At 73.0% G+C, this 21,125-nt stretch carries 3 protein-coding genes (1 of these 3 running past the window's edge); all 3 read right to left on the bottom strand.

Annotated features, from left to right (window positions below):
- Nucleotides 1-21 precede the first annotated feature (21 nt).
- Nucleotides 22-4,110: a type VII secretion protein EccCa gene (eccCa, locus tag ACZ4U4_RS15550; RefSeq protein WP_467873742.1), complete on the bottom strand. Its 4,089-nt coding sequence runs from the start codon at nt 4,108-4,110 to the stop codon at nt 22-24.
- Nucleotides 4,111-4,165: 55 nt separating this feature from the next.
- Nucleotides 4,166-4,597: a YbaB/EbfC family nucleoid-associated protein gene (locus ACZ4U4_RS15545; RefSeq protein ID WP_467873740.1), complete on the bottom strand. Its 432-nt coding sequence runs from the start codon at nt 4,595-4,597 to the stop codon at nt 4,166-4,168.
- A gap of 269 nt (nt 4,598-4,866) precedes the next feature.
- A protein-coding gene (locus ACZ4U4_RS15540) for a protein-glutamine glutaminase family protein (protein ID WP_467873737.1) crosses the window boundary here: on the bottom strand, nt 4,867-21,125 show its 3' portion. The gene runs 14,953 nt beyond the window's last position; 16,259 of the gene's 31,212 nt are visible here — the last part of the coding sequence; the start codon falls outside the window, past its right edge; it ends in the stop codon at nt 4,867-4,869.

Below are 21,125 nucleotides of genomic sequence, written 5' to 3'. Positions count from 1 at the left end.
GGCTTCAGCGCGGTGCGGCGGTCAGCGGCCGTCGCCCTGATCGGCGGCGTCCGCCTCGGTGAGCGCCAGCTGCACCACCGTCCGCGGCGCGCGGCGCTGCACCAGCACACCACGGCCCGGCACCCGCTGCTCGGCGCGCTCGCCGCCCAGCACCACGCCCTCCTTCGACTCGCCGGAAAGCACCAGCCCGGAGGCGCCCAGCTCCCGCGCCCGGGTCAGCATCGGATCGGTCATCGCGGTCCGCGCGAACCCCGACACCCGGCGCGCCGTCACCAGATGGAAGCCCAGCTCACGGGCTTGCGGCAGATAGTCCACCAGCGGCGCCAGCGGCGACTGCCGCCCGTTGGCGACGAGGTCGTAGTCGTCGACGACGACATACAGCTCCGGCCCCTCCCACCAGTCGCGGTCGCGCAGCTGCTGGTGGGTGACGTCGGCCGGCGGCATCCGCTCGGCCAGCTTCTCGGCGACCTGCTCCGCGTAGAAGGCGGCGGCGGTGGCGTCGCCCGCGTACGCACCGAGGTGCTCGTCGGGGACGATGCCGAGCAGCGAACGCCGGTAGTCGACGACGATGAAACGGGCCTCCCAGGCGGAGTACCGCTCGGCCATCCCCGTCAGCCAGCTGCGCAGGAACGCGGACTTGCCGGAGCCGGAGTCGCCGAACACCAGGAAGTGCGGGTCCGCGTCGGTCAGCTCCAGGTGGACGGGGAGCAGATCCTGCTCGGCCACACCGATCGCCACACCCGCCGACGGGCGGTCGGACGCGGCGGGCAGCGCCGCCAGCTCGGGGCGGGCGATCCGCTCCGGCAGCATCCGGATCGGCGGCGCCGCGGCCGTCGGCCAGGAGTCGGCGATCTTGGTGAGGGCGTCCTGCTGCGCATCGGCAAGACCGTCGAGGGTGTCCATCCCGTCCAGCCGCGGCAGCGCCACCTGGAACTGCACACCACCGGGGGCCAGACCGCGGCCCGGGGCGGTCGCGGAGGCGAAGCGGCGCGCCGCACGGCGGTCGATCTCCGACTCGGCGGGGTCGTTGAGCCGCAGTTCGAGGCGTGCGGCGATGCTGTCGCGCAGCGCCATCCGCAGATCCGCCCAGCGGTTGGCGGTCAGCACCAGGTGGATGCCGACGCCCAGACCGCGCGCCGCGATGTCCAGGACGGCGGCGTCGATCTCGATCCGGTCGAGCAGTTCGCCGCGGATCCCGGCCCAGTTGTCGAGCAGCAGGAAGATGTCGGCGCTGCGGACACCGTCGGGCAGCTCCCCGGCCGCGCGGCGGCGCCGGAACTCCTCGGCGGAGTCGATACCCAGCTCCCGGAAGAGCTGCTCCCGCTCGGTCAGCAGCTGGACCACCTCGGCCAGCGCACGCTGCACCCGCTCCACGTCGTGCCGGCCGACCACGCCGCTGACGTGCGGCGCCCGGTCGAACGGCTGGAGTGCGCCGCCGCCGAAGTCGACACAGAGGAACTGGATCTCGTCGGGTGAGTGGGTCGCCATCGCGGAGAGCATGAGGGTGCGCAGGAACATGCTCTTGCCGGACTGGGGCGCGCCGATGAGGGCGAGATGCCCGTATTCGTGGGCGAAGTCCGGGACGACGGGGTGCTGTTGCTGCATCACCGGGATGTCCGCGACACCGACGGGCACCTTCAGCGTGCCGTGCTCCGGCCACCACTGGGCGCGCAGCCCCGGACCGTCCGGTGACGCGGCGAGCGGGCCGGTGAGCGCGTCCAGCGGCAGCGCCCGCGGCAGCGGCGGCAGCCACACCTGGTGGACGGCCTGACCGGACCGGAGCAACCGCTCGACCAGCACCTGCATCTCGGTGGGGCCGGTGAGCAGCGGACGGGGGCGCCGCTCGGGCTCGGGCGCCGGTTCCGCGTCCGGGTCCGGCGCACGGCGCAGCCCGAACGGCACCGGCGCCGCGGACACCGGGCTCTCCACGGCGTCCCGCTCCTCGGCGCTCTCGTGCGGCCCGGAGACATGGGCGACACGGAACCGCTCGTACACCGAGTCGGCGACCTTGAGGTACGCGGAGCCGGGGATGGGCGGCAGCTGGTAGGCGTCGGGGGTGCCGATGACGGCGCGGGACTCGGCGGCGGAGAACGTCCGCAGGCAGATCCGGTACGAGAGGTTGGACTCCAGACCACGCAGCTTGCCCTCCTCCAGCCGCTGGGTGGCGAGCAGCAGGTGGATGCCGAGGCTTCGGCCGACGCGGCCGATCTGCACGAACAGATCGATGAAGTCGGGGCGGCTGGAGAGCAGCTCACCGAACTCGTCGACGATGACGAGGAGATACGGCAGCGGCTCCAGCGGCTGCCCGTCCGGACCGGTCTGCCCGGCGGCCCGGCGCAGCTGGTACTCGCGGACGTTGTCGAGATTCCCGGCGTCCCGCAGCAGCTTCTGCCGCCGCTGCTGCTCACCCTGGAGGGCGTCACGGACCCGGTCGACCAGGGCCAGATCGTCCACCAGGTTGGTGATCAGACCGGCGACGTGCGGGAGTTCGGTGACGCCCGCGAAGGTCGCACCGCCCTTGAAGTCGACGAGGACGAAGCTGAGGATGTCCGGCGAATGGATCGCGGTCAGCCCGCCGACCAGGGTCCGCAGCAGCTCACTCTTGCCGGAACCGGTGGCGCCGACGACCAGCCCGTGCGGGCCCATACCGCCCTGGGCGGCCTCCTTGAGGTCCAGGGCGAGCGGCCGCCCCTCGCCGTCGAAGCCGACCGGGAAGCGCAGCACGTCCTCGGAGTCCGGCTCGATCCACAGGTCCTCCGGGTCGAACGAGTCGAGGTCCGGGACGCCCAGCAGGTTCGGCAGCGACATGGTCTGGGCGAGGATCTCCTCGCCCTCCGCGGACAGCCGCAGCGGCGCCAGCGCACGGGCGGTCGCCGCGCACAGCACCGGGCTCGGCTCGTCCGCGACGGCGCCGTCGACGGGGGCGGCGCCCCGGCCGTCGTTGCGGCGGTTCTCGATGCGCAGCTGGCCGTCCTCGTCGACGTGGACGCGGACATCGGCGCGGGTCGGCTCGTCGGCCTCGCGGCTCACCACACACACGACGGTGACGCCGGTGCCGGGACCCGCGTCCGCCAGCAGCTGGGTGGCGACGGCGGAGCGGGCCCAGGCGCTGCGCGGGTCGTAGCCGTCGAGGAGGACGACGAGACGGCGGCGGCCTGCGGCGGCCTCGCGGCCGGAGGTGAAGGTGCGGCGGGCGGCGGCGGCCTGCTCGTGCGCGGCGGTCAGCCAGGCGGCGAGATGGTCGGCGACACCGTCGAAGTCCTCCGCGACCAGCGGGACCACGCCCGCCTCACCCGTCGCGTCCTCCTCATGGGTGTGCGGCAGCCACTTCGCCCAGTCCCACTGCGCGTCCTCGGAGCCGCCGGTGACGACCGTCAGACAGACGTCGTCGGGCGCGTGCAGCACCGCGACCTGACTCAGCAGCGCCCGGGCCACACCACGGGCCCGCCCGGCCGGGCCGACCACGCTGATGACACCGGACTGGTCGAGATCGACGGTGGCCGGCTGGTGGCCGACGCTCGCGGTGTTCTCGATGAGCCGGTCCGCGGCGGCCTTGGCACGCGCGTCGTACTCGACCGTCGGGTCGTTCCGGGTTGCCAGCCGCACCGGCGTGGACAGCGGCGCCCGGCCGGTGCCGATGCGGACCTGGAGGAAGTCCGGGTCGGTGGGGCGGCGCTCCCACACCCGGCGGCGCCGCCGGGCGATGGCCCACAGGCGGTGCGGCGAGGGGTGCTGCCAGGCGGCGACGGTCCGCTGGTCGGAGGCGACCTGACGGGCCGTCTTCCGCACCTCGACGAGGTGTTCCAGGTAGCGGTCACGGGCGCTCAGCCGCTGTTTGCGCTGGTTGCCGCGCATCTGCATCCGCACACCGAAGGTGAGGCCGATGGAGAGGAGGACGAAGGAGATGCCCAGGAGGATCAGCATCTTCTTGCCCGCGACGATCATGTACGCGGCCATGCTGATGCTGGACAGCAGCGGCATCAGCAGCATCAGCCAGTTGGCGCCGGAGTCCTTGGCGATCGGCTGCGGTGGCGCGGCCACCACCACCGGGTCGGTCGGGAGTTGGGGCGGGGCGACCCGGGCGGGGCGGTGGAAGACGATCCGCGACATCAGGGCTCTCTGTGCAGGGAGGTGGGGCGGCAGAGGGGGGACGGGGCCGACCGGGTCAGCGGGGTGCCCGGCCGTCCTGGGGCGGCCGGGCGGCACCGTCGGCGAGGCCGGCGAACGGGTTCACCGGAGGGGACTTCGGGCGGCGGGCGGTCTGCTCCCGCAGGCCCGCGGCGAGGCCGGTGAGCCCCTGGGTGAACTCCTCGACCTGCTCGGCGCGGGCCGCCCGCAGCGTCGACTGCGCCGCGTCGATCGCGGCGATGACCAGCTCCTCCAGCGTCTGCGGATCGTCCGGGTCGATGACCGACGGATCCATCCGCAGCGACGTCACCCGGCCCTCGCCGTTGACCTTCGCGGTCACCAGACCGCCACCGGCATGGCCGGTCGCCTCGGCCCCGCCGACGGCGTCGTTCATTCCGGCGAGACTGCCCTGAAGGCTTCGCATCCGCTCCGTGAGGGCCGCGAGGTCGAACGATGGGCGGTCGGACATGGGCGGTGCTCCTCGTGCGGGCGGGAATCGGCGTGGCGATGCCGGTGCACGACGGAAGACGGCGGCCCTTTCGGGCGCCACCGGGCGACAGGTGGCCGCCGGGCGTCGCGCGCGGGGAACGGCATCGGTCCACGCACATCCTCCCGCCCCGCCCCGCACCTGCCCAGATCCCTGTTCGGGGACCTCCTGGACGGGACGGGGCGGGACGCCGGGAGCGGGGACGCCCGGTGCGGTGGCACCCCGTCCGGAGTGCCACCGCACCGCCCCGGCTACCGGGCCGTCTCGCAGTTGTCGACGACCAGTCCCTCCGGCCGCGGGAGCGTGCGCCCCACGGCGATGAGGTCACCGGCCGGTGCGTGCCACAGGCCACCGCCGCCCACCAGCTCCGTGAAGCCGTACGCGCCGAGCAGTTCGGGCGTCAGCACCGGCGCGTTGGCCGTGACGAGGACGTGGTCGGCACCCGGGTCGATGCCGTCACCCTGCGCGAGACCGGCGGCCCGCCGCAGCAGGGCCTCGACGATCCGTGCCGTCCCGTCGGACGGGTCGTCCCACAGCGCCCCGCTCAGATGCAGCACCCGCGGCGGCTGCCCGCCCCGCCCGCCGGCCGCCAGCTTCGTGACCGGGCTGCCGGGCGTGAGACGCACGAGGTCCAGCTGCCCGAACCGGTACCGGAGCTGCCCGACGGCCGCACCGGGCGCACTCGCCCCGCCGGGCCGCCACCGCGTCACCTGCAGCCGCCCCTGGAACGTGTCCTGACTGTCGGCCAGCGGCACCTGCTGCGCCGTGCCGGACGCCGTGCCCGTGGCCGGTCGCCGCACCGGGTCCTTCCTGACCTGAGGTGCGGTCACCGGGGGAGCCGTCACCTGCGGAGCGGGCCCGGCGACCGGCTTGGCGTCCAGGTTGGCCAGCGGCTTCGCGTCGAGATTGGCGGACCGGTACGAGGCCGCCGGCTGCTGCTGCGGCCCGGACGCGGAGGCCGCCTTCCGCGGAGCCGCCGGCGGGGCCGGGGGCAGGAACTCCTTGCCCTGCGCGCCCTTCTCCGGAGCCGGGACGGCCGAGTGCGGTGCGTTCTTCCTGCGGACGTTCGAGAGGGCCGGTCCGGCGGTCGCCGGCGGCTCGGTCTCCTCCGTCTCCTCGTCGGACAGCTCCGCTTCGCCGTCGCTGTCCCACGCCTCCGATGCCGTGGCGCCGGAGGAGAGGTCCATCGACGCCGACCCCAGGGAGGCGTCATCCACGTACTCGTCGTCGTCGCTCTCCATGACATCGTCGTGGTCCGACTCGTCCGCGGTGGGCCCGGTGTCGTGGTCCGCCTCGCTCAGGCGGCGGTCCCACAGGGGAAGGAGCTCGTTGTGGAGGGCCGCCCACAGCTGGCGGGCCTCCTCCCGCATCACGCCCAGCTGCTGCGTGGCGGGGGTCTCCTCCGCCGTACCGGCGAGCAGGCTCGCGAGAGCCATCTCGTCGCGCACCTGGCCGAGCCGGCCGTACAGCGCGCCGAGCTGATCACGGGCCCAGGCCGCGAGATCGCGGATGCGCCGCAGGACGGGCTGCGCCGAGCGGTGCGACGAGGCGATCGTCGTGGCGTCCGTCATGAGGTACGCGAAGCGTTCCGGGGCGTCGAAGAGCTGGTCGCACAGCCGCTGCCGCAGCGTGTTCCAGTGCTCCGCGACCAGCGGCCAGCCGTCCAGCAGGTTTGCGAGGACCGAGCCGTTGCTGAGCACGTCCGTCAGCTGCGCGAAGCTCTGCGCGTGGTGCGGATACCAGGGATGCGACTCCTTGGTCCAGGACGTCGGGAGGAACAGCCTCCACTCGCCGCGGCGGCCGTCCTCGACCTCCAGGCCGAAGGCGGTGCCCGGCCGGTCACCCGTCGGCCGCATCGAGCTGACGGTGGCGGTGCTCGCCCACACCTCCAGACCGGTCTCGTCCGCGACCTGCTGGGCCGCGTTGACGCCGGTCTCCGCCTCGTCGGCACCGGCCGAGCAGGCGACGAGGACGAGCTGCGGGCGCAGCCCGGTCCGCTTGAGGTTCTCCAGGCTCGGGCGCCGGTTCAGCATCGTGCCGAACGTCGTGCCCGGAACGAGGTGGCGTTCCCGGTGCAGGCCCTGGGACACCACCAACTCGAGCCAGCCGGGCTCGGCGTGCGTCATGGCCAGGTACATCGGGCGCTGCGGGTCCCAGCCCGCCGTGCCCCAGTCCACGATCTCGTCCCGTTCGTTGCCGTACTCGTCCTGTACCTCGAGGAGGTGCGGGAAGCGGCGGCTGCTGAGGTCGAGGTCGGTGATGTCCCAGCTGTTGTCGGCGTATTCGCGCGCCGGATGGAAGACCCGGCCGGCGAGGTGCTCCACGCCGCCGCTCTGCCTGATGAGGATCCGCCGGTGTTCGACGTCGCGAGGCCGGATGACGACATGCCGGTCGGTGGCCGAGGTCACCGTCGGCAGTGCGTCGTCCTCGTCCAGGAAGGCGTCGGTCACATCGGGGAGGACCAGGGAGAGCTGGGCGGTGAACGTGCCCTCGGACAGGGGCGGCTTCACCTGCGTGATCGCGAAGTCATCGGCATCGTCCCCGACCAGCCGGTAAAGCTCCGACCACAGGCGGTCGGTGAGGTCCGACGCCAGAGTGCGGCCGGTGTGCTCCTCGTCGGCGTCGTCCACCGTCAACGGCCCGGTGGTTCCGAAGACGGACACCTCGACGCGTGGCAGCGCCGTGCCACGCCGCCGGGTGCTCTCGCCCAGCGCGACCACCCGCGCCGCGACCTCGGAGATCACGGTCAGCATGGACTGCCGGGTCAGTTGCGCCTTCTCCGTGGAGCGCAGCAGGTACGTCTCGCGGACCGCACCGCTCGCGACCGGCTCCGGCGTCTCCTCCGTGGCGGACGCCTCGGACTGCGTCTCCGACGGTGTCTGCTCGCTCTGCGACTCCTCGGCCGGCTCCGCGGTCCCGGGTGTCAGCGGCTCGTCGAGGGCGTCCAGGTCCATCGCCGCGGCGGGCGCGGACCGCCGGACCGAGGACCGGGGCGCCTGGGGCACGGGGGCCGTGGGCGCAAGCGCCGCGACCTCCTCGTCCAGGATCTCGTCGTCCAGGGCCTCGTCGTCCAGGACATCGTCGGTCTGTGGGACCGCGGGCGTCTCCTGCTCCTCGTCCGCCTCCGGCGCCTCGGCCGCCACCCCGGTGGGCAGGCCCCAGGCCGCGGGCCGGAACAGCAGCCACTGGCCGGGGGCGCCCGTCTCCTCGTGGGGTGCCAGGCCGAAGGTGTAGTCCAGCTGGTACGGGCGCGTGACCGGGGCCGTCACGGTGATGACCGCGGTGGTGGCGGCCCACACCTCGATGCCGAGCCGGTCGGCGATCTCCTGGGCCACGTTCCGGCCGGACGCGTCCGTGGCTCCGGCATGGCAGACGATCAGCACGAGCTGAACGGACCTGCCGTGCTCGTCGATGAGATTCCGCAGGCTCGGACGGCGCTCCAGCGCCTTGCCCAGCGCGTTGCCCCGCGCCTTCCCCGTGGCCGAGGAGCCCCCCGCGGACACCGTCAGCTCCAGGTGACCGGGGGCCCCGTGGGTCGAGGCGAGATAGACGGGGCGGGACAGGTCCCACGGCACCGGCTCGCGCCGGCCCGCCACCCCCAGCTTGCGGTTCTCGGTGGGTCGGCCGTAGTGCGCGAAGACCTGCTTCGTCAGATCCAGGCGCGTGTGCGTACGGACCCGCCCGGCGGACTCCTTCTCCTCGAAGAAGACCCGCCCGGCCCGCTCGCCCCTGTCGTTGATGAGGCGCTGGTGCTGGAGGTCACCGATCCGAAGCGAGTGGGACGCGCCGGTCTCCCACGCGATGTAGCGGATGTGGTGCCCCGGTTCGGTGAACGCGTCGGTGACACCGGGCATCCGGATCAGGAACTCGACGTACGGTTCGATGACGGTGTCGTCGTCGGCAGGCTCCTGCTCCACCGGGACGACCGAGAACTCCACGTCCTTCAGCGCCTCGCGGGTCGCCTCGTCGAACAGGGCGACCTGCTTGGGCAGCTGATCCCGCAGCGCCGCGACCGAGGAGTCGAGGAGGTCCTCGGCGGGGATCACCTCACCGCCCATCAGCAGCGGGACGACCGGGTCGAGGACCACCCGCACCTCGACCCGGGGCGGCGCGGTCCCCTCGTGCAGGCTGTTCCGGTACAGGGCGACCGTACGGGCCGCGACACTGCAGATCACGAGGAGTGAGGCCGCCGCGGACTCCTCCTCGCTGAGCCGCATCCGGTACCGCTCGGCGATCTCCGGGTCCTGCTGCCCGGGAACCTCCTCGATGGTCTCCAGGCTCGGGCGGAATTCCTGCGGCGCACGCGGCTGCGGGACGTTCCCGAGCGTCTGAGTGTGCGTGTCGAGCGGCGGGGTGCGGTCCTGGGTGGAGGAGGCGGACAGGGAAAGCAGGGGCTCCGCGCCGGCCAGCCCGTCCGTGGGCTGGAAGCCGTACGCGAGCAGCGCCTGTTCGCGGATCTGCGACCGCTCCGCCTCGGCCTGCTCCGGGCCCTTCGCCGCCCGCAACTCGGCCGCCTTACGGACCGCCAGGGCCCGCAGGCGCCGCAGCGACGGGGCAGGGGCGCCCGAGGAGCCGGCGAAGACGTCGCTCAGCAGCTGCTCGGCCCACTCCTCGTCCTGCGGGGTCGGATCCGGCACCGGGGTGCCCGCCGCCGAGCGCGCACGGTCCACCCGTGCGTCGCTGTCGGCCGTCAGCCACTGGACGCCGCCCCACAGCTCCAGCTGGCGCGGGTCCACCTGGAGACGGCCCGCCCGGAACAGCGTGCCGGTGCCATGGCCGTTACGGCTCAGGTCGGCCGGCAGCCGGTGGGTTTCCTTGAGGTGGGTGATGGTCCGGGAGGCCAGGAACCACGGGCCGGTGAGCGCTACGGCGTTGGCGTTGAGGTCTTGGCCGTTCGGGGAGTTCCGCAGGCCCTCCGGGGTGGGAAGGGCGTGCAGCAGCCCTTCCAGGAAGAGGGACCCCGCGGGGGCGACGATGAAGTGGTTGCCCAGCTCACCGAGTTCGAACTGGTACGCCGCGACATGCCGCAGCGGTTCCAGAACGTGCGTGGACCGCTTCTGGCGCTGCGACAGCCATGCGGTGGCGTCCTTGGCGACCCTGGTGTAGTCCGACCAGTCCTGGAGCATCGCCCCGAGGAAGGGGACCGCGTCAGGCGCCATCGCCAGACCCCGCTGCGGCAGGGATATCTGTCCGGGCGCGATGTCGACGTCGGTGTACACGCCGCCGTCGCGCAGCAGGATCAGATACCGCGCCACGTCCGACGCCATCGGGTACGCCTTCTTCCCGAGGGCGTACCGGTAGAGGCCCCGGGCACGCTCGATGTCCGACACGGTGTCCGGCCCGGTGGACGAGGACGCCTGCGGGACGACGACCGAGTCGAAGAAGCCCTCCATCGACTCGACGCGCACCGACGGCCGGCCGCGCAGACCGTCGAGGAACTCCTGGTTGGCCGTCAGGGCGTCCTGGTCGGCGCGGAAGACCAGCTCCCAGCCGCCCGCCCGGGCCGCCTCGGCCCACTCCTCGATGTTCTCCTTGGCGGACGCACTCAGCGGCTTGGTGCCGAGCCACTGCATGTGCACGAGCCGGGCCACCGGTACGTCGCCGGAGATCTCGCCGGTACGCACCGGGCGCGGCACCCGGTTCACCGAGAGGACGGCGCGGCGCTGCTCCTGCTTGGAGGCCGGGGAAGCGCTCTGCGCCGCCGTGCCGGTGGTGATGCGGAAGTGCCCTTCCCGTAGCGAGAGCACGTTGTCCTCGGCGCGCTCCAGCAACTCCTTGAGGTGGGCACCGAGGGCGTTCTTCACGTGGAGGGCCCGCGCCAGCGCCGACTGCTGGGACTTGTTGCCCGTCCCGGAGATCTCGATCTCGGGGACGGGCAGGCCCGCACGGCGGTTGGCGAGCCCCAACTCCACCAACTCGGCGGCGAGTTCCCTGATCTTCGCGAGCTGTTCGTCCGACAGCTCCTTGGAGCGCTCCGCGAAGTACACGGTGTGCGTCTCCCAGCCGCCGGCGCCGTCCGTGTCCAGGGAGCTGGTGGGCAGGGGCACGCTCTTGGCCTGCCCGCCGCCGGGCAGGCCCGACGGCATCGTGACGCCCAGCGCCGTCAGCTCCGGCTCCAGCAGCGAGGCGGCCTCCCGCCGCGCCGCGATGTCGTCGGCGAACTCCCGCCGCCGGCGGGCGATGTCCTCCCGCACGGCCGCCACCACGGCCTGCACCTCGGGCCTTTCGACGACCAGCGGGCCACGCACGATGTCGCCGGCCCACTGCCGGTCGTCGTCCGTCGGCCCGTCGTCGGTGTACTCCCCGTCCGTGGACTCCTGGTCCGTGGCCTCGCCGTCCGAGGACAGCTGCGTGCCGGACGGCGTCTCCGTCGGCGGTGTCACCTGAGTGCCGGGCGCCGTCAGCGGTGCGTGCGGTGCGGCCGTCGCCTTCCGGCCCGGCTCGAAGAGGGCCGGGTCCTCGAATCCGGGCGGGGGAGCGATGACGTCGTCGTCCTGCGGCGCCTCCTCGGTGAGGACCGGGAGGTCGGCCGAGGAGATGAGGGGTTCGAGCGGTTCCCCCACCTGCTCGTCCCACCGGGGGAGCAGCTCCTCCATGATCCGCGCGGACTGCTCCTCCGTCTCCTTGAGCAGCTCCCGGAAGTCCGCCGCCACGGTCGCCTCGGCCCGCACCTCCTGCGGCATGCCGTCCAGCGCGCGCTTCATCCGCTGGAGCTGGCCGAAGACCCAGATGCCCATCTCACGGGTGCGCCGCAAGGCGGGCCGGGTGGCCTCGGGGGAGACGCCCTTGGTGTCCTGGTCGATCGGGATGTTCTGCTGTCCGTCGAGGAGTGCGTAGACGTCCGGCTTCAGCTGTTCCCACTGGCCCGAGCCGCTCAGGAACTCTTTGGCGGTCCCCTGCTTCAGCAGCCTCACCAGGCTCTTGAACCTGCGTGCGTACTCCTTGTACCTGGGGTGCGCGGTGTACGTCCACGACGTGGGACGGAAGAGCCGCCACTCGCCGTCCTTCTGCGCGTCCTCGTCGTACTCGAGGGCCAGTGCGGCGCCCTTGGTCTGCGCCAGCGCCGGGCCCCAGGCGTGGACCGATGTGGTGCTCGCCCAGACCTCCAGACCGGCCCGGTCCGCCGCTTCCTGCGCGGTGGTGACCCCGCTCTCGTCCGTCGCGCCCGCCAGGCAGATGAGCAGCACGAGCTGCGGCAACGGCTTCGGCTTCGCGTCCGGCTCCGGCAGGGGCGCCAGCAGGTTGGTCAGGCTCTTCCGGTTCTTGAGCACCGCGCCCAGCGTCCGGCCGGAGGCGTCGTACTTGGCGTCGAAACCGTCCTCGTCGATCACCAACTCCGCCTTGCCGGGCGCGCCGTGCGTCACCGCGAAGTACAGATCGCGCGACAGCTGCCACGGCACCGTGCCCCACCTGGACACCGGCGACTGCCCGCCGTCCGGCGGCAGGAGGAGGAAGTGCGGGTACGACGGATCGAAGAGGGTGTTGTCCTCGATGTGGTGGTTGACCTCGTTGTTCCCGTGGAAGACCCGCCCGATGTGGTAGCCGGCCGTACCACCGCTGTGCCGGGTGATGAGCCGTCGGCTGACCAGGTCGCCGATCCTGACCGGGACGGCCTCTTCCTCCTCGGACTCCCGGGGCACGGCCTCCACCTGGAGATCGTCGTCGAGGAAGGCGTCGCTCACGCCGGGCAGGTGGAGCGTGATCTCGACGCGGATCGCGTCCGTCCGGTGGTCCGCGGTCTCGGACGCGGACGGCTTCACCGCGAGGACCTGCACCGCGTCCAGGTCCAGCGGCGTGCCGCCGTCCCGTACGGCGTGCACCGACGCCTCGCGCATCCGCTCCCGGAACTCCGCCACGAGCTGGGCGGCCAGCGTCCCGGGGGTGTGCGCCGCGTCCTTCGCGGTCTTCAGCACGGAGACGTCGCCGAAGACCCGCAGCTCGGTGACGGGCGGCGCCGTCCCGCGCTCGCGGGTGCTGAGGTACAGATGCACCGCACGCGCCGCGGCGCCCGCGAAATTGAACCCCAGCACGCGCTTGCCCTGCGCCAGGAGGTAGTGCGTCGTGTAGCGCTCCCGGACGTCCCGGGAGACCGGCTGCGACTCCTTCGCCACCGAGGACGTCAGACGCTCTTCCCCACCGGTGACCAGGGCGTTCGTCAGGTCCGTGGCGTCCGGCGGGGTGAGGGACTTCTTCCCGGGGAGCGCCGCCTTCGCCGTGCCGGAAGCCTCCGGCTGCTGCTGTTCCTGGACGGGGATGCCCACCGTCACCGGCATCAGGCCCTGCGCCGTGCCCAGGAGCTGATCGCCGCGGTAGTAGTGGAAGGTGAGCCGGACCGAGCCGGAGTGGATCTCCTGCGGGCGGGGGGTCTTGGTGCCGGTGATGACGCGGCTGGTGTCGCGCTGGGTGCCGCCCTCGCGGTACTGGACGCCGCCGCTGACGTGGACCGTGCCGCGGACGGAGTCCACCCCGGGTGCGCCGCCCGAGGCGCCGAACTGCCCCCGGGCCGACCACTGCTCGGTGTTGTGCTGCGCCGTGCCGAACTGGTTACCGGCCTCGGCCGCCCGCGCCGCCTCGGCCTTCTTGTCGACCCGGACGAACGTCGGCGCGTCCGTCATCAGCTCGACGGTGGCCGCGATCCGGAGCAGCTGCCCCTTCTCCTCCCAGAGCCCCACCTCAAGGGTGGACCCCGGCGCCAGGACCTGACCGTCGGGCACCCGCACGGTCGCCATGCGGACCAGCCACGCCTGCAGCGCCTCAAGACCGAACGTGTCCTGTGCCGTCTGCGCCCAGGTCTTCTCGCCGCCGCCCGGCTTCGCGTGCCACTTCCCGGCGCCGAGGTGGGCCTCGGCGCCCTGCGCCAGGAGCTGGTGCACACCGCGCAGGGAGTCCAGGCTGCGGACCACCCAGTCATCGGCGGGCTGCTGCGGCCAGGTGGTGGACGGGGCGTTCGCCGTCGCCACGTCCTCCACGACATAGCCGAAGCCCAGCCGGACGCTGCCGATCGCACGGCCCAGCCCCCGCTGGAGCAGCACACCGCGCCGCGTCAGCAGCTTCATCCGCGCCGCGGCGTCGTCGGCCGACGCGCGGTGGCCGAGGGCCCGCAGCCGCCGCAGCACCTCGGCGAGTCCGCCGATGCGCGGCGTCGCCCCGGTGGAGCGCACCGCGGACTCGTTCCGCACCCCACCGAGCTTCTCCTCGATGGCGCGGGCCCGCATCCGGTCCACGGTCCGCCGCGCCTTGTCGAACAGCCCGTTCCGCGCCGACACCATCTCGACGAACAGCACGATCTCGCCCTGGTGCTGCGCCGACGGCGCCTTGGTCTTGGTGGCCGAGGTGACCTTTCCGGCGGTGCCCGCCGTGGAGATGCTGTCGTGGCCACGGCCCCGGAAACCGCGGAGGCCGACCACCGCGTTGACACCCGGCGCGACCGGGATGCTGCCGTTCGCGGCCAGACTCCGGCCCTTGGCCGAGCCGCCGGCGAGCGCGGAGGTGCCGTCCGAGTAGCCGATGTTGAGGCTGCGCTCGGTGCCGACGGTGAACTCCGTCTCGCCGGTCCGCACGCCCGCCTTCGGGACGGCCCCCGTCCCCCCGTCCGAGGTGGTCCGGGGCTTCTCCTCCACCGTCCGGCGGACGCCCGCGGTGATCCGGAAGGAGCCGCCCTGCACGGCGATGACCAGCGGCTGGTCCGCCATCATCGCGCGCAGATGCTGCCGGATCAGGTCGGTGGTCAGCTTGCCGGCCAGCTGGTCCCTGGCCTGCTGCCAGCCGCGTCCGAAGACCAGCGTGCCCTGGCCGTCGAGGGCTGCGAGCAGCTTGTTCATGGAGCCGGACGCGGGGGGCAGGACGGACGCGACGATGTCGCTGTCGCCCAGTCGGCCCGAGTCCTTGATGCGCTGCGGCACACCGGTCAGCGACCACTGGTGGTCCGTCAGCTGCTTGCCGTCGGCGCCGGTGAGGTCGCGGTGCGGGAAGGCGAAGAGCGCGGAGACGTCGGCCGTGACGCGCAGCGGCTTCGGCGCCTGCCGCTCCTCGGCGGCGTTCTCCTGCGGCGTGCCGGTCCGGCCGGTGGACGTGCTCGCCGCGCGCCCGTCCTCCCGCTCCGTCACCTTCTCCGGCTTGAGGGACGGCAGGGCCCTGGGCAGCTTGGCGAGCCAGGACCGCGACACCTTGATCTCGAAGACGAACCGGACCGAGCCGTCGAAGAGGTCGTACGGTTCGACGGTCTTGCCGGTGTGCGGAGCGGCGCTGCCCGCGTCCATGGCGCGGCCGGTGCTGGTGTCCTCGATGCCGCTCTCGGCGTACTGGACGGTGAGGACCGGCGCCTTGATGTCCGTCTGGTACGTGGTCCCGGTGCGGTCGCGCCTGTCCACCATGTGGCCGGTGCCGCGTGCCCCGGCGGTGCCGCTCTCCACCTCGAACTTCTTGACGGCGCGGCGGTGCCGCAGGCCACCGAAGGTGAGCGCGGTCAGCGACACCTCGGCGACGGTGCCGCCGGAGGCCACGATGACGGGCGCCATCGCCTTCGGGTTCCGGCTGAGCTGCGGAACGCGGGGCCGCAGCGTCTGCAGGTCGTAGTGCGGCGTCAGCTGTTCCCGGGCCTGGGGCCAGTGGGTCTCGCCGAACTCGTCCCGCAACGCCTCGAACAGCGCCGCCAGCGGCCAGGTGTCGTGCTCCGGGCTCAGCCCGAGGCTCAGCACATGGTCGGTGGGCGCCAGCTGGTGCGCGGCGACCCATCGCGGCGGGTGCGGCGCCGGGGTCTGCTCCGTCCCGGTCTCCTTCCCGCCCGCGGTGTCCGGCACGGCCGACGACGCGGACGCACCCGTCCCCTCCTGCGGCGCCAGGGCCTTCCGGAGCTTCTTCTCCGCCGCCAGCTCGGACTCGCGGAGGAATACGGAGACGCCGTTGATCTGGGTGCACAGCGACTGCGGGATGGCGACGAGGAACGGCAGGGTGGCGACGCCCTCCGCCGGCTGCGTCACGCCCTTCTCGTCCGTGACGTCGAACCACACGGTGGCCTCGCCGGCGAACACCGCCATCGGCTCGGCGTACTTGATGCTGTCGACGCTCCGGGTCTGATCGGCGGACCGGTCACCGGTGCGGTGGCGGAACGCCTTGCCCTTGCCCGCCATGCCCTCGATGAAGCTCTTCTCCGGCAGGGTGAGGTGCCCGCCGAGGGCTCCTTCGCCGCCGAACTCCGTCCAGGAGATGACGCGCCGGGCGGTGCCGCCGGACGTCTCGCTGAGAATGTTGAGTTCCGCGGCGTCCACCGGCCGCAGATAGCGCAGCGCCGTGAGCCGGCCCTGGGCCGCGATGGTCAGGTGCTTCTTGCCGACGGCGTTGCCCAGCGGCGAGCTGGTCAGCCTGCCGCCGCGGGTGAGCCGGCCCAGCCCGGCGCCGAAGCGCTCCAGGCGGAAGCTGCTGTGGGCCTCGTCCTTGAGCTCCTGCCACTCGTCCTCGGTGAAGTGGGCCAGACCGATGGCGTCGATCCGCTCGCGGATCATCACCGGCGTGTTCGTGGTCTGCGCGGTGCGGCCGATCTGCGGAATCAGCTGGATGTCGCCACCGGCGAACACGCCGTGGACGACGGCCGAGTCGGGCAGTCCGCCCTTGCCCGACGTGCCGTGCCACACCGAGAACGGCGGCCGGTGGACGGTCTCGTCCGCACCGAACTCCGACTCCTTGAGGACCCGCGGCTGCTGCACCGGCTCCGGCCGCGGCGCACCGGCCGGTCGGGGCGCGGTGAGCTGCTCCGTCCAGGTCGTCCGGAAGACCGTGGCGGTGTCGGTCCGCTCGGTCTCCGAGGTCTCGGAGAGGGTGCGGAAGCCGAGGGTGGTGAAGGCGGCGGTGGACCGCTGCCGTCCCGCCCCGGTGGCGGGGCGCCGCCCGGACGTGGCGCCGCTGCCGCGGACGAATTCGACGCGGAGGAAGGCCACGCCGTCGAAGAGCGAGCCGGGCACCTTGGCCTTGGTGGCGGCTCCGGCGCGGCTGGACGACGACTCGATGGTGACGGCGTCGTCGCCGAACTGGCCCTGGAGCCGGCCGACGGCCTTGAGCGGCGCGGCGCCCATCGGGGCGATCTGGCCGCGGATCGCGCCGGACTTCCCGGTGCCGGCCGAGGACACCGTGGTCACCGTGCGGCTCACATCGGTGCCGACGTTGAACTCGGTCTCCACGGTGTCGTGGACGTGGCGCATCGCCGCGAGTTCGGTGGAGAACAGCACCGAGCCCAGACCGTCCAGCAGATCGATCTCCAGCGGTTCGCCGTTCATCGTCGCGGTGAGCTGGCCGTGCAGCACGCCGAAATCGACGCGGCCCAGCAGCTGGCTCCGCACCTGCGGCCAGTCGTCGCCGAACACCTCGGCGCCGAGGTCGTCGACGGAGGGGCCCCCGGCGAGCTGCTGGGCGAGGAGGTCCTCCATGCCGTGCAGCCGGTTGCCGTGCAGATCGGCGGCGTACACATCAACGACGACGTCGGTGGAGCCGATGGCGCGCAGCTCCCGGACGCGGGCGGGGGGCAGCCGGTGCGGGTGGCCGGCCGTGCTCTTCTGGTCCGGGCCCCACCGGAAGACGGTGTGGTCCGTCGTGCCCCACGCCGTGGTGTGGTCGGCCGATTCCCAGGTGGGAATGTGCAGGGTCGCCTGGAGCACGGCGGTGAGCCGCTGGGCGGCTGCGTGCTCGCCGCCGGACTGCGGCTCCGGCAGGGGGAGCGGCTTGTCCTTGCGGAGGGCGGTGGGCAGGACTCCGGTGGAGCGCACCTTCGAGAAGTCGAGCGTGAACTCCGCGTCGGCGCTGATCTCCAGCGCCGTCGCGGGCGTCTTGGCGCGGGCGAACATCCGGTCCAGCTGCTCGGTGGTGCCGCCGCCCGCGGACTGGTACCGCGCGTCGCCCGAGAAGTCGATCCGGCCTCCGGGGAGGGCGACCCGCAGTCCGGCGCCCGCCGCGGCGTGCCGGCCCGACTCGTTCAGATATCCGGCACCGGCGGCGGATTCCGCGCCGTTCTCGAACTCGACCTTGGCGAGCGTCCCGGTCGTCGCGGCGTGGGTGAACACCACCCCGACCTCGACCTCACCGGCCCAGCCCGGCACCTCGATCGGCACCGACCGCTTGGCGCCCCGGCTCATCCCGGACAGCCAGGGCTTGATCTCCGGCGTCCCCAGATGGTGGAGCAGCTGCTGCCGCACCAGTACGGCCGTCTCGTCGCCGAACGCCGCGCGCAGCGCCGGCAGCACCGCGTCGACCAGCTCCTCCTCGGACCGCCCGAGCTTCTCGATGTGGTCACCGGCGCTGAGCTGTCCCAGGGAGAGGCGCGACGGGGGAGCGGGGAGCTGCGTGGCGGGGGCGGTGGGCTGCGGGGTGGTGTCCTGTTGCTGCGCCTGGGCCGGGAGCGGCTGCTCGGCGTCGAGGGGGGCGGTGGCGAGGTAGTGCGCGGAGCCCTCGCCGGTGCCCAGGTAGACGCGGACGATGTGGACCGGGTTGTCGTCGCCGAGCATGTGGTGCCACGTGGTGCCGCCCGGGGTGAGGACGGAGACGTTGATCTCGGGGTGGACGCGCGAGAACAGCAGGGGGACGAGGTCGCCGCCGACGGAGTGGTAGCGGCCCGGAGTCGTCACGTCCGCGAGGAGCGTGGCGCCGACGCGGGTGTGCCGGAGGGCCTGCCGCCAGGCGGCGATCTCGCCCGCGTTCAGCCGCTCCGTCAGCCCGGGGCGCTTCTTGGCGTAGGTCTCGATCTCGCGCGGGAGGGAGCGGCCGTCGGCTCCGGGGGGCGCCAGTTCGGCCGTCAACGCGTACCAGAAGCTCTCGTCGTCGCCCGCGAGCAGCTTCCGCAGCTCGGCGCCGAGTCCGTTCCGGATCTCCTGGATCTCGGACCGGGCGAGGACACGGCCGGGGTCGATCGTCCGGAACACGGCGCGGAAGTAGCAGTCGCCGTCGCCGGGAATGCTCACCGGCTTCAGCCCGCTCCGGGCGAGCACCTTGTCCTGCGCGGTGTCCGTGTTGAGGTGGGACCAGTCCTGGACGGCCGGCGGAGCCTTCGCCGGTTCCTTCCCCTTCGCCTTCTCGCTCTTCTCCTCGGTCCCGGACGGCGAACTGTGCGACTGCCGGTCCTGCGGCTTCTCCCTCGGGTCCTTCTCCCTCTCGTCGTCCTTCCGGTCCTGCCGGTCGTCCTCGTTGCCGCTCCCGCTGCCGGACTCCTCGTGCAGCGACGACGGCGCCGGGGCCTGGGCCGTGATCAGAACGGTGCCGTCCGCGGCCGGTTCACCCCACGTCACGACGTGGCCGGCGGTGTCCAGATCGCGGCTCAGCTCGGCGTGGATGAACCGCGTCTCGAACTCCTCGCGGCTCAAGGTGGCGCCGTACGCGAGAAGGGTGCCGTCGCCCCGAGTGGTGGCCTGCCAGACGAGGGCGCCCTCCGTGGCGGGCAGCTGCTGGGCGCGGAGGAGGTCGAGCAGCGCCGCGTCGTCCTCGCCGTCGGCCTTGCGGGCCGGAACGTAGTAGCCGGACGGCGTACGGATCGCGGACGTGGGCACACCGCCCAGGCCCAGCAGGGTGGCCTCCGGGGTGAACCACAGGGACAGCAGGTCAGGGACCTTGAAGACATGCTTCAGCCGGCCGCCGCCGTAGCGGAGCTTGTCGCGCTGGTGGGTGGTGTCCAGCCACAGCACGACATAGGCGTCCGTGTAGCCGTGGTGGTGCACATACGTGGTGCGTGCCGCGCCCTCGACGCGGTGCATCGCCCAGCCGGAGCTGGTGACGGACCCGTTGACGGACGTGGTGGCGGACACCCCGAGGTTCGGGGTCGCGGGCCCGAACTTCCGGCCGAGGCCGACGGAGAGGCCGCTGCCCTGCCCGTGGCCCGACGCCAGCCCGTTGTTCTGGGAGCCGTAGTCGCTGCGCTCCGTCGTCACCTTCAACCAGCCCAGCGCGTCGCCGAGCTGCGCCGGGACGATGGCGATCCGCAGCGTACCGACGGTGTCGGTGAAGGGGCCGCCGGCCGCCCGCAGGTCCGGGCCCACGGCCATCGGCGTGCCGTTCAGGCCGTGCAGCCCCAGGTGCCGGACCAGGACGTGCGGGTCGAGGAGGCGCATCATGCCGCCCTGCGCGAACCCGCCGTCCCTGATGAGGTCCTCGGCCCCGCCGCCGGACTGCTCCAGCAGGGGCTTGATGCCGGTGTCGAACAGCTGGCGCAGCGCTTCGGGACGGAGCGCGACGCCGATCTGCTTGCCGCTCACCGCGGCTGCCGGGATCCGGTGCCGTGCCACCGCCTCCCAGAACTCCCGCGGTCCGGCCTCTTCGACGGGCCGCGTCGGCAGCGGGCGCGGCACCGACAGCGGCGGCGTCAGCTGGAGCGCGGAGAACGGAATCGCGAACTGCTCCCGCACCGGGACCCTCGCCCGGTGTGTCGAGCCGCCGAGGGCCCGCGTGGCCCGCCGGGCCAGGTCGGCGGTGGCGGTGGTGGCGCCCCGCGACGGCAGGGACGTCTTCGTCAGCGTGATCTCCAGCTCGCCGTCGATCAGGAAGCCCGCCAGCGGGCCCGCGACGGTGTGCCCGTCGTGACGGCGCGTCAGCGTCCGTGCGTTCTGGGTCCGCGAGGAGCTCGACGAGCGGCTGTAGGACACCGTGGCGGCGGAGAACGTCCCGCTGAACGTGTTCCCCGTGGCCCGGTCGCGGGTGAGGGCGAGGTCCTCGGCGGTGTTCCACTGGACGTAATTGCTGATCGTGCCGTTGACCAGCTGCTGGTTGAAGCGTGCGCCCCGGTTCTCCGGGTCGCGGTGGTACCGGAGTCGGAGCTGGTAGTGGGTGCTGTGCAGCGCCCCGGGCACCACGGTGTGCAAGACCATGCCCGCACCGAGCATCGCGGACACCATCGCGTGGAGGCTGCGCGGCGTGATGACGGAGTCCAGCGAGCCGGAGAGCGCCGGCGGCGGCTCGGTCATCGAGTCCTGCGGCTGCGAGCCCTGCACCCAGCGGTGCTCGAACGCCTCGTCGGCGTGCTCGCCGAACAGCTGCCGGATCTCCTGCTTGAGCAGGTCGAAGAGGGCCGCCGGACTCTGCGGGGTGTGCCCGAGCGCGACCGAGGCGGCCGGCAGGTCGACGGGGGACAGGAAGCGTTCGCTGGCCGCGACGGGCGGGATCGAGGCGACCGGAAGGGTTACGGGCACGTACGGCACCAGGGTCTGGTCGGGCGCCGGCCACTCCGGGCTGAGGAACGTGACGCCGTTCTCGACGGTGACCGGGGCCTGCTGGGCCACCGGCGACCAGCCGCCCAGCTGGTTGACGTGCTGCGCCCGGACGGTCAGCTTCCACACCACCCGGGCGGTGCGCGTCCGGTGCGGGACCTTGTCGTGTGCGACATAGCGGCCCGGATTGACGTTGGTGATCTCCGAGACGCTCCGGCCCTTGCCGGGGGAGTGCGACCTCCCGTAGCCCGCGCCGCCGGTCAGATCGCCGGAACCGCCGGAGAAGGTGGCGGAGTGCGCCTGGTTGCCGTGGTGGGTGGTGACGCTCCGGGTGC

The sequence above is a fragment of the Streptomyces sp. NPDC029159 genome (assembly GCF_055564055.1).
The sequence above is the reverse complement of the archived record's forward strand: the minus strand, read 5'-3'. Positions and strand labels throughout refer to the sequence as shown.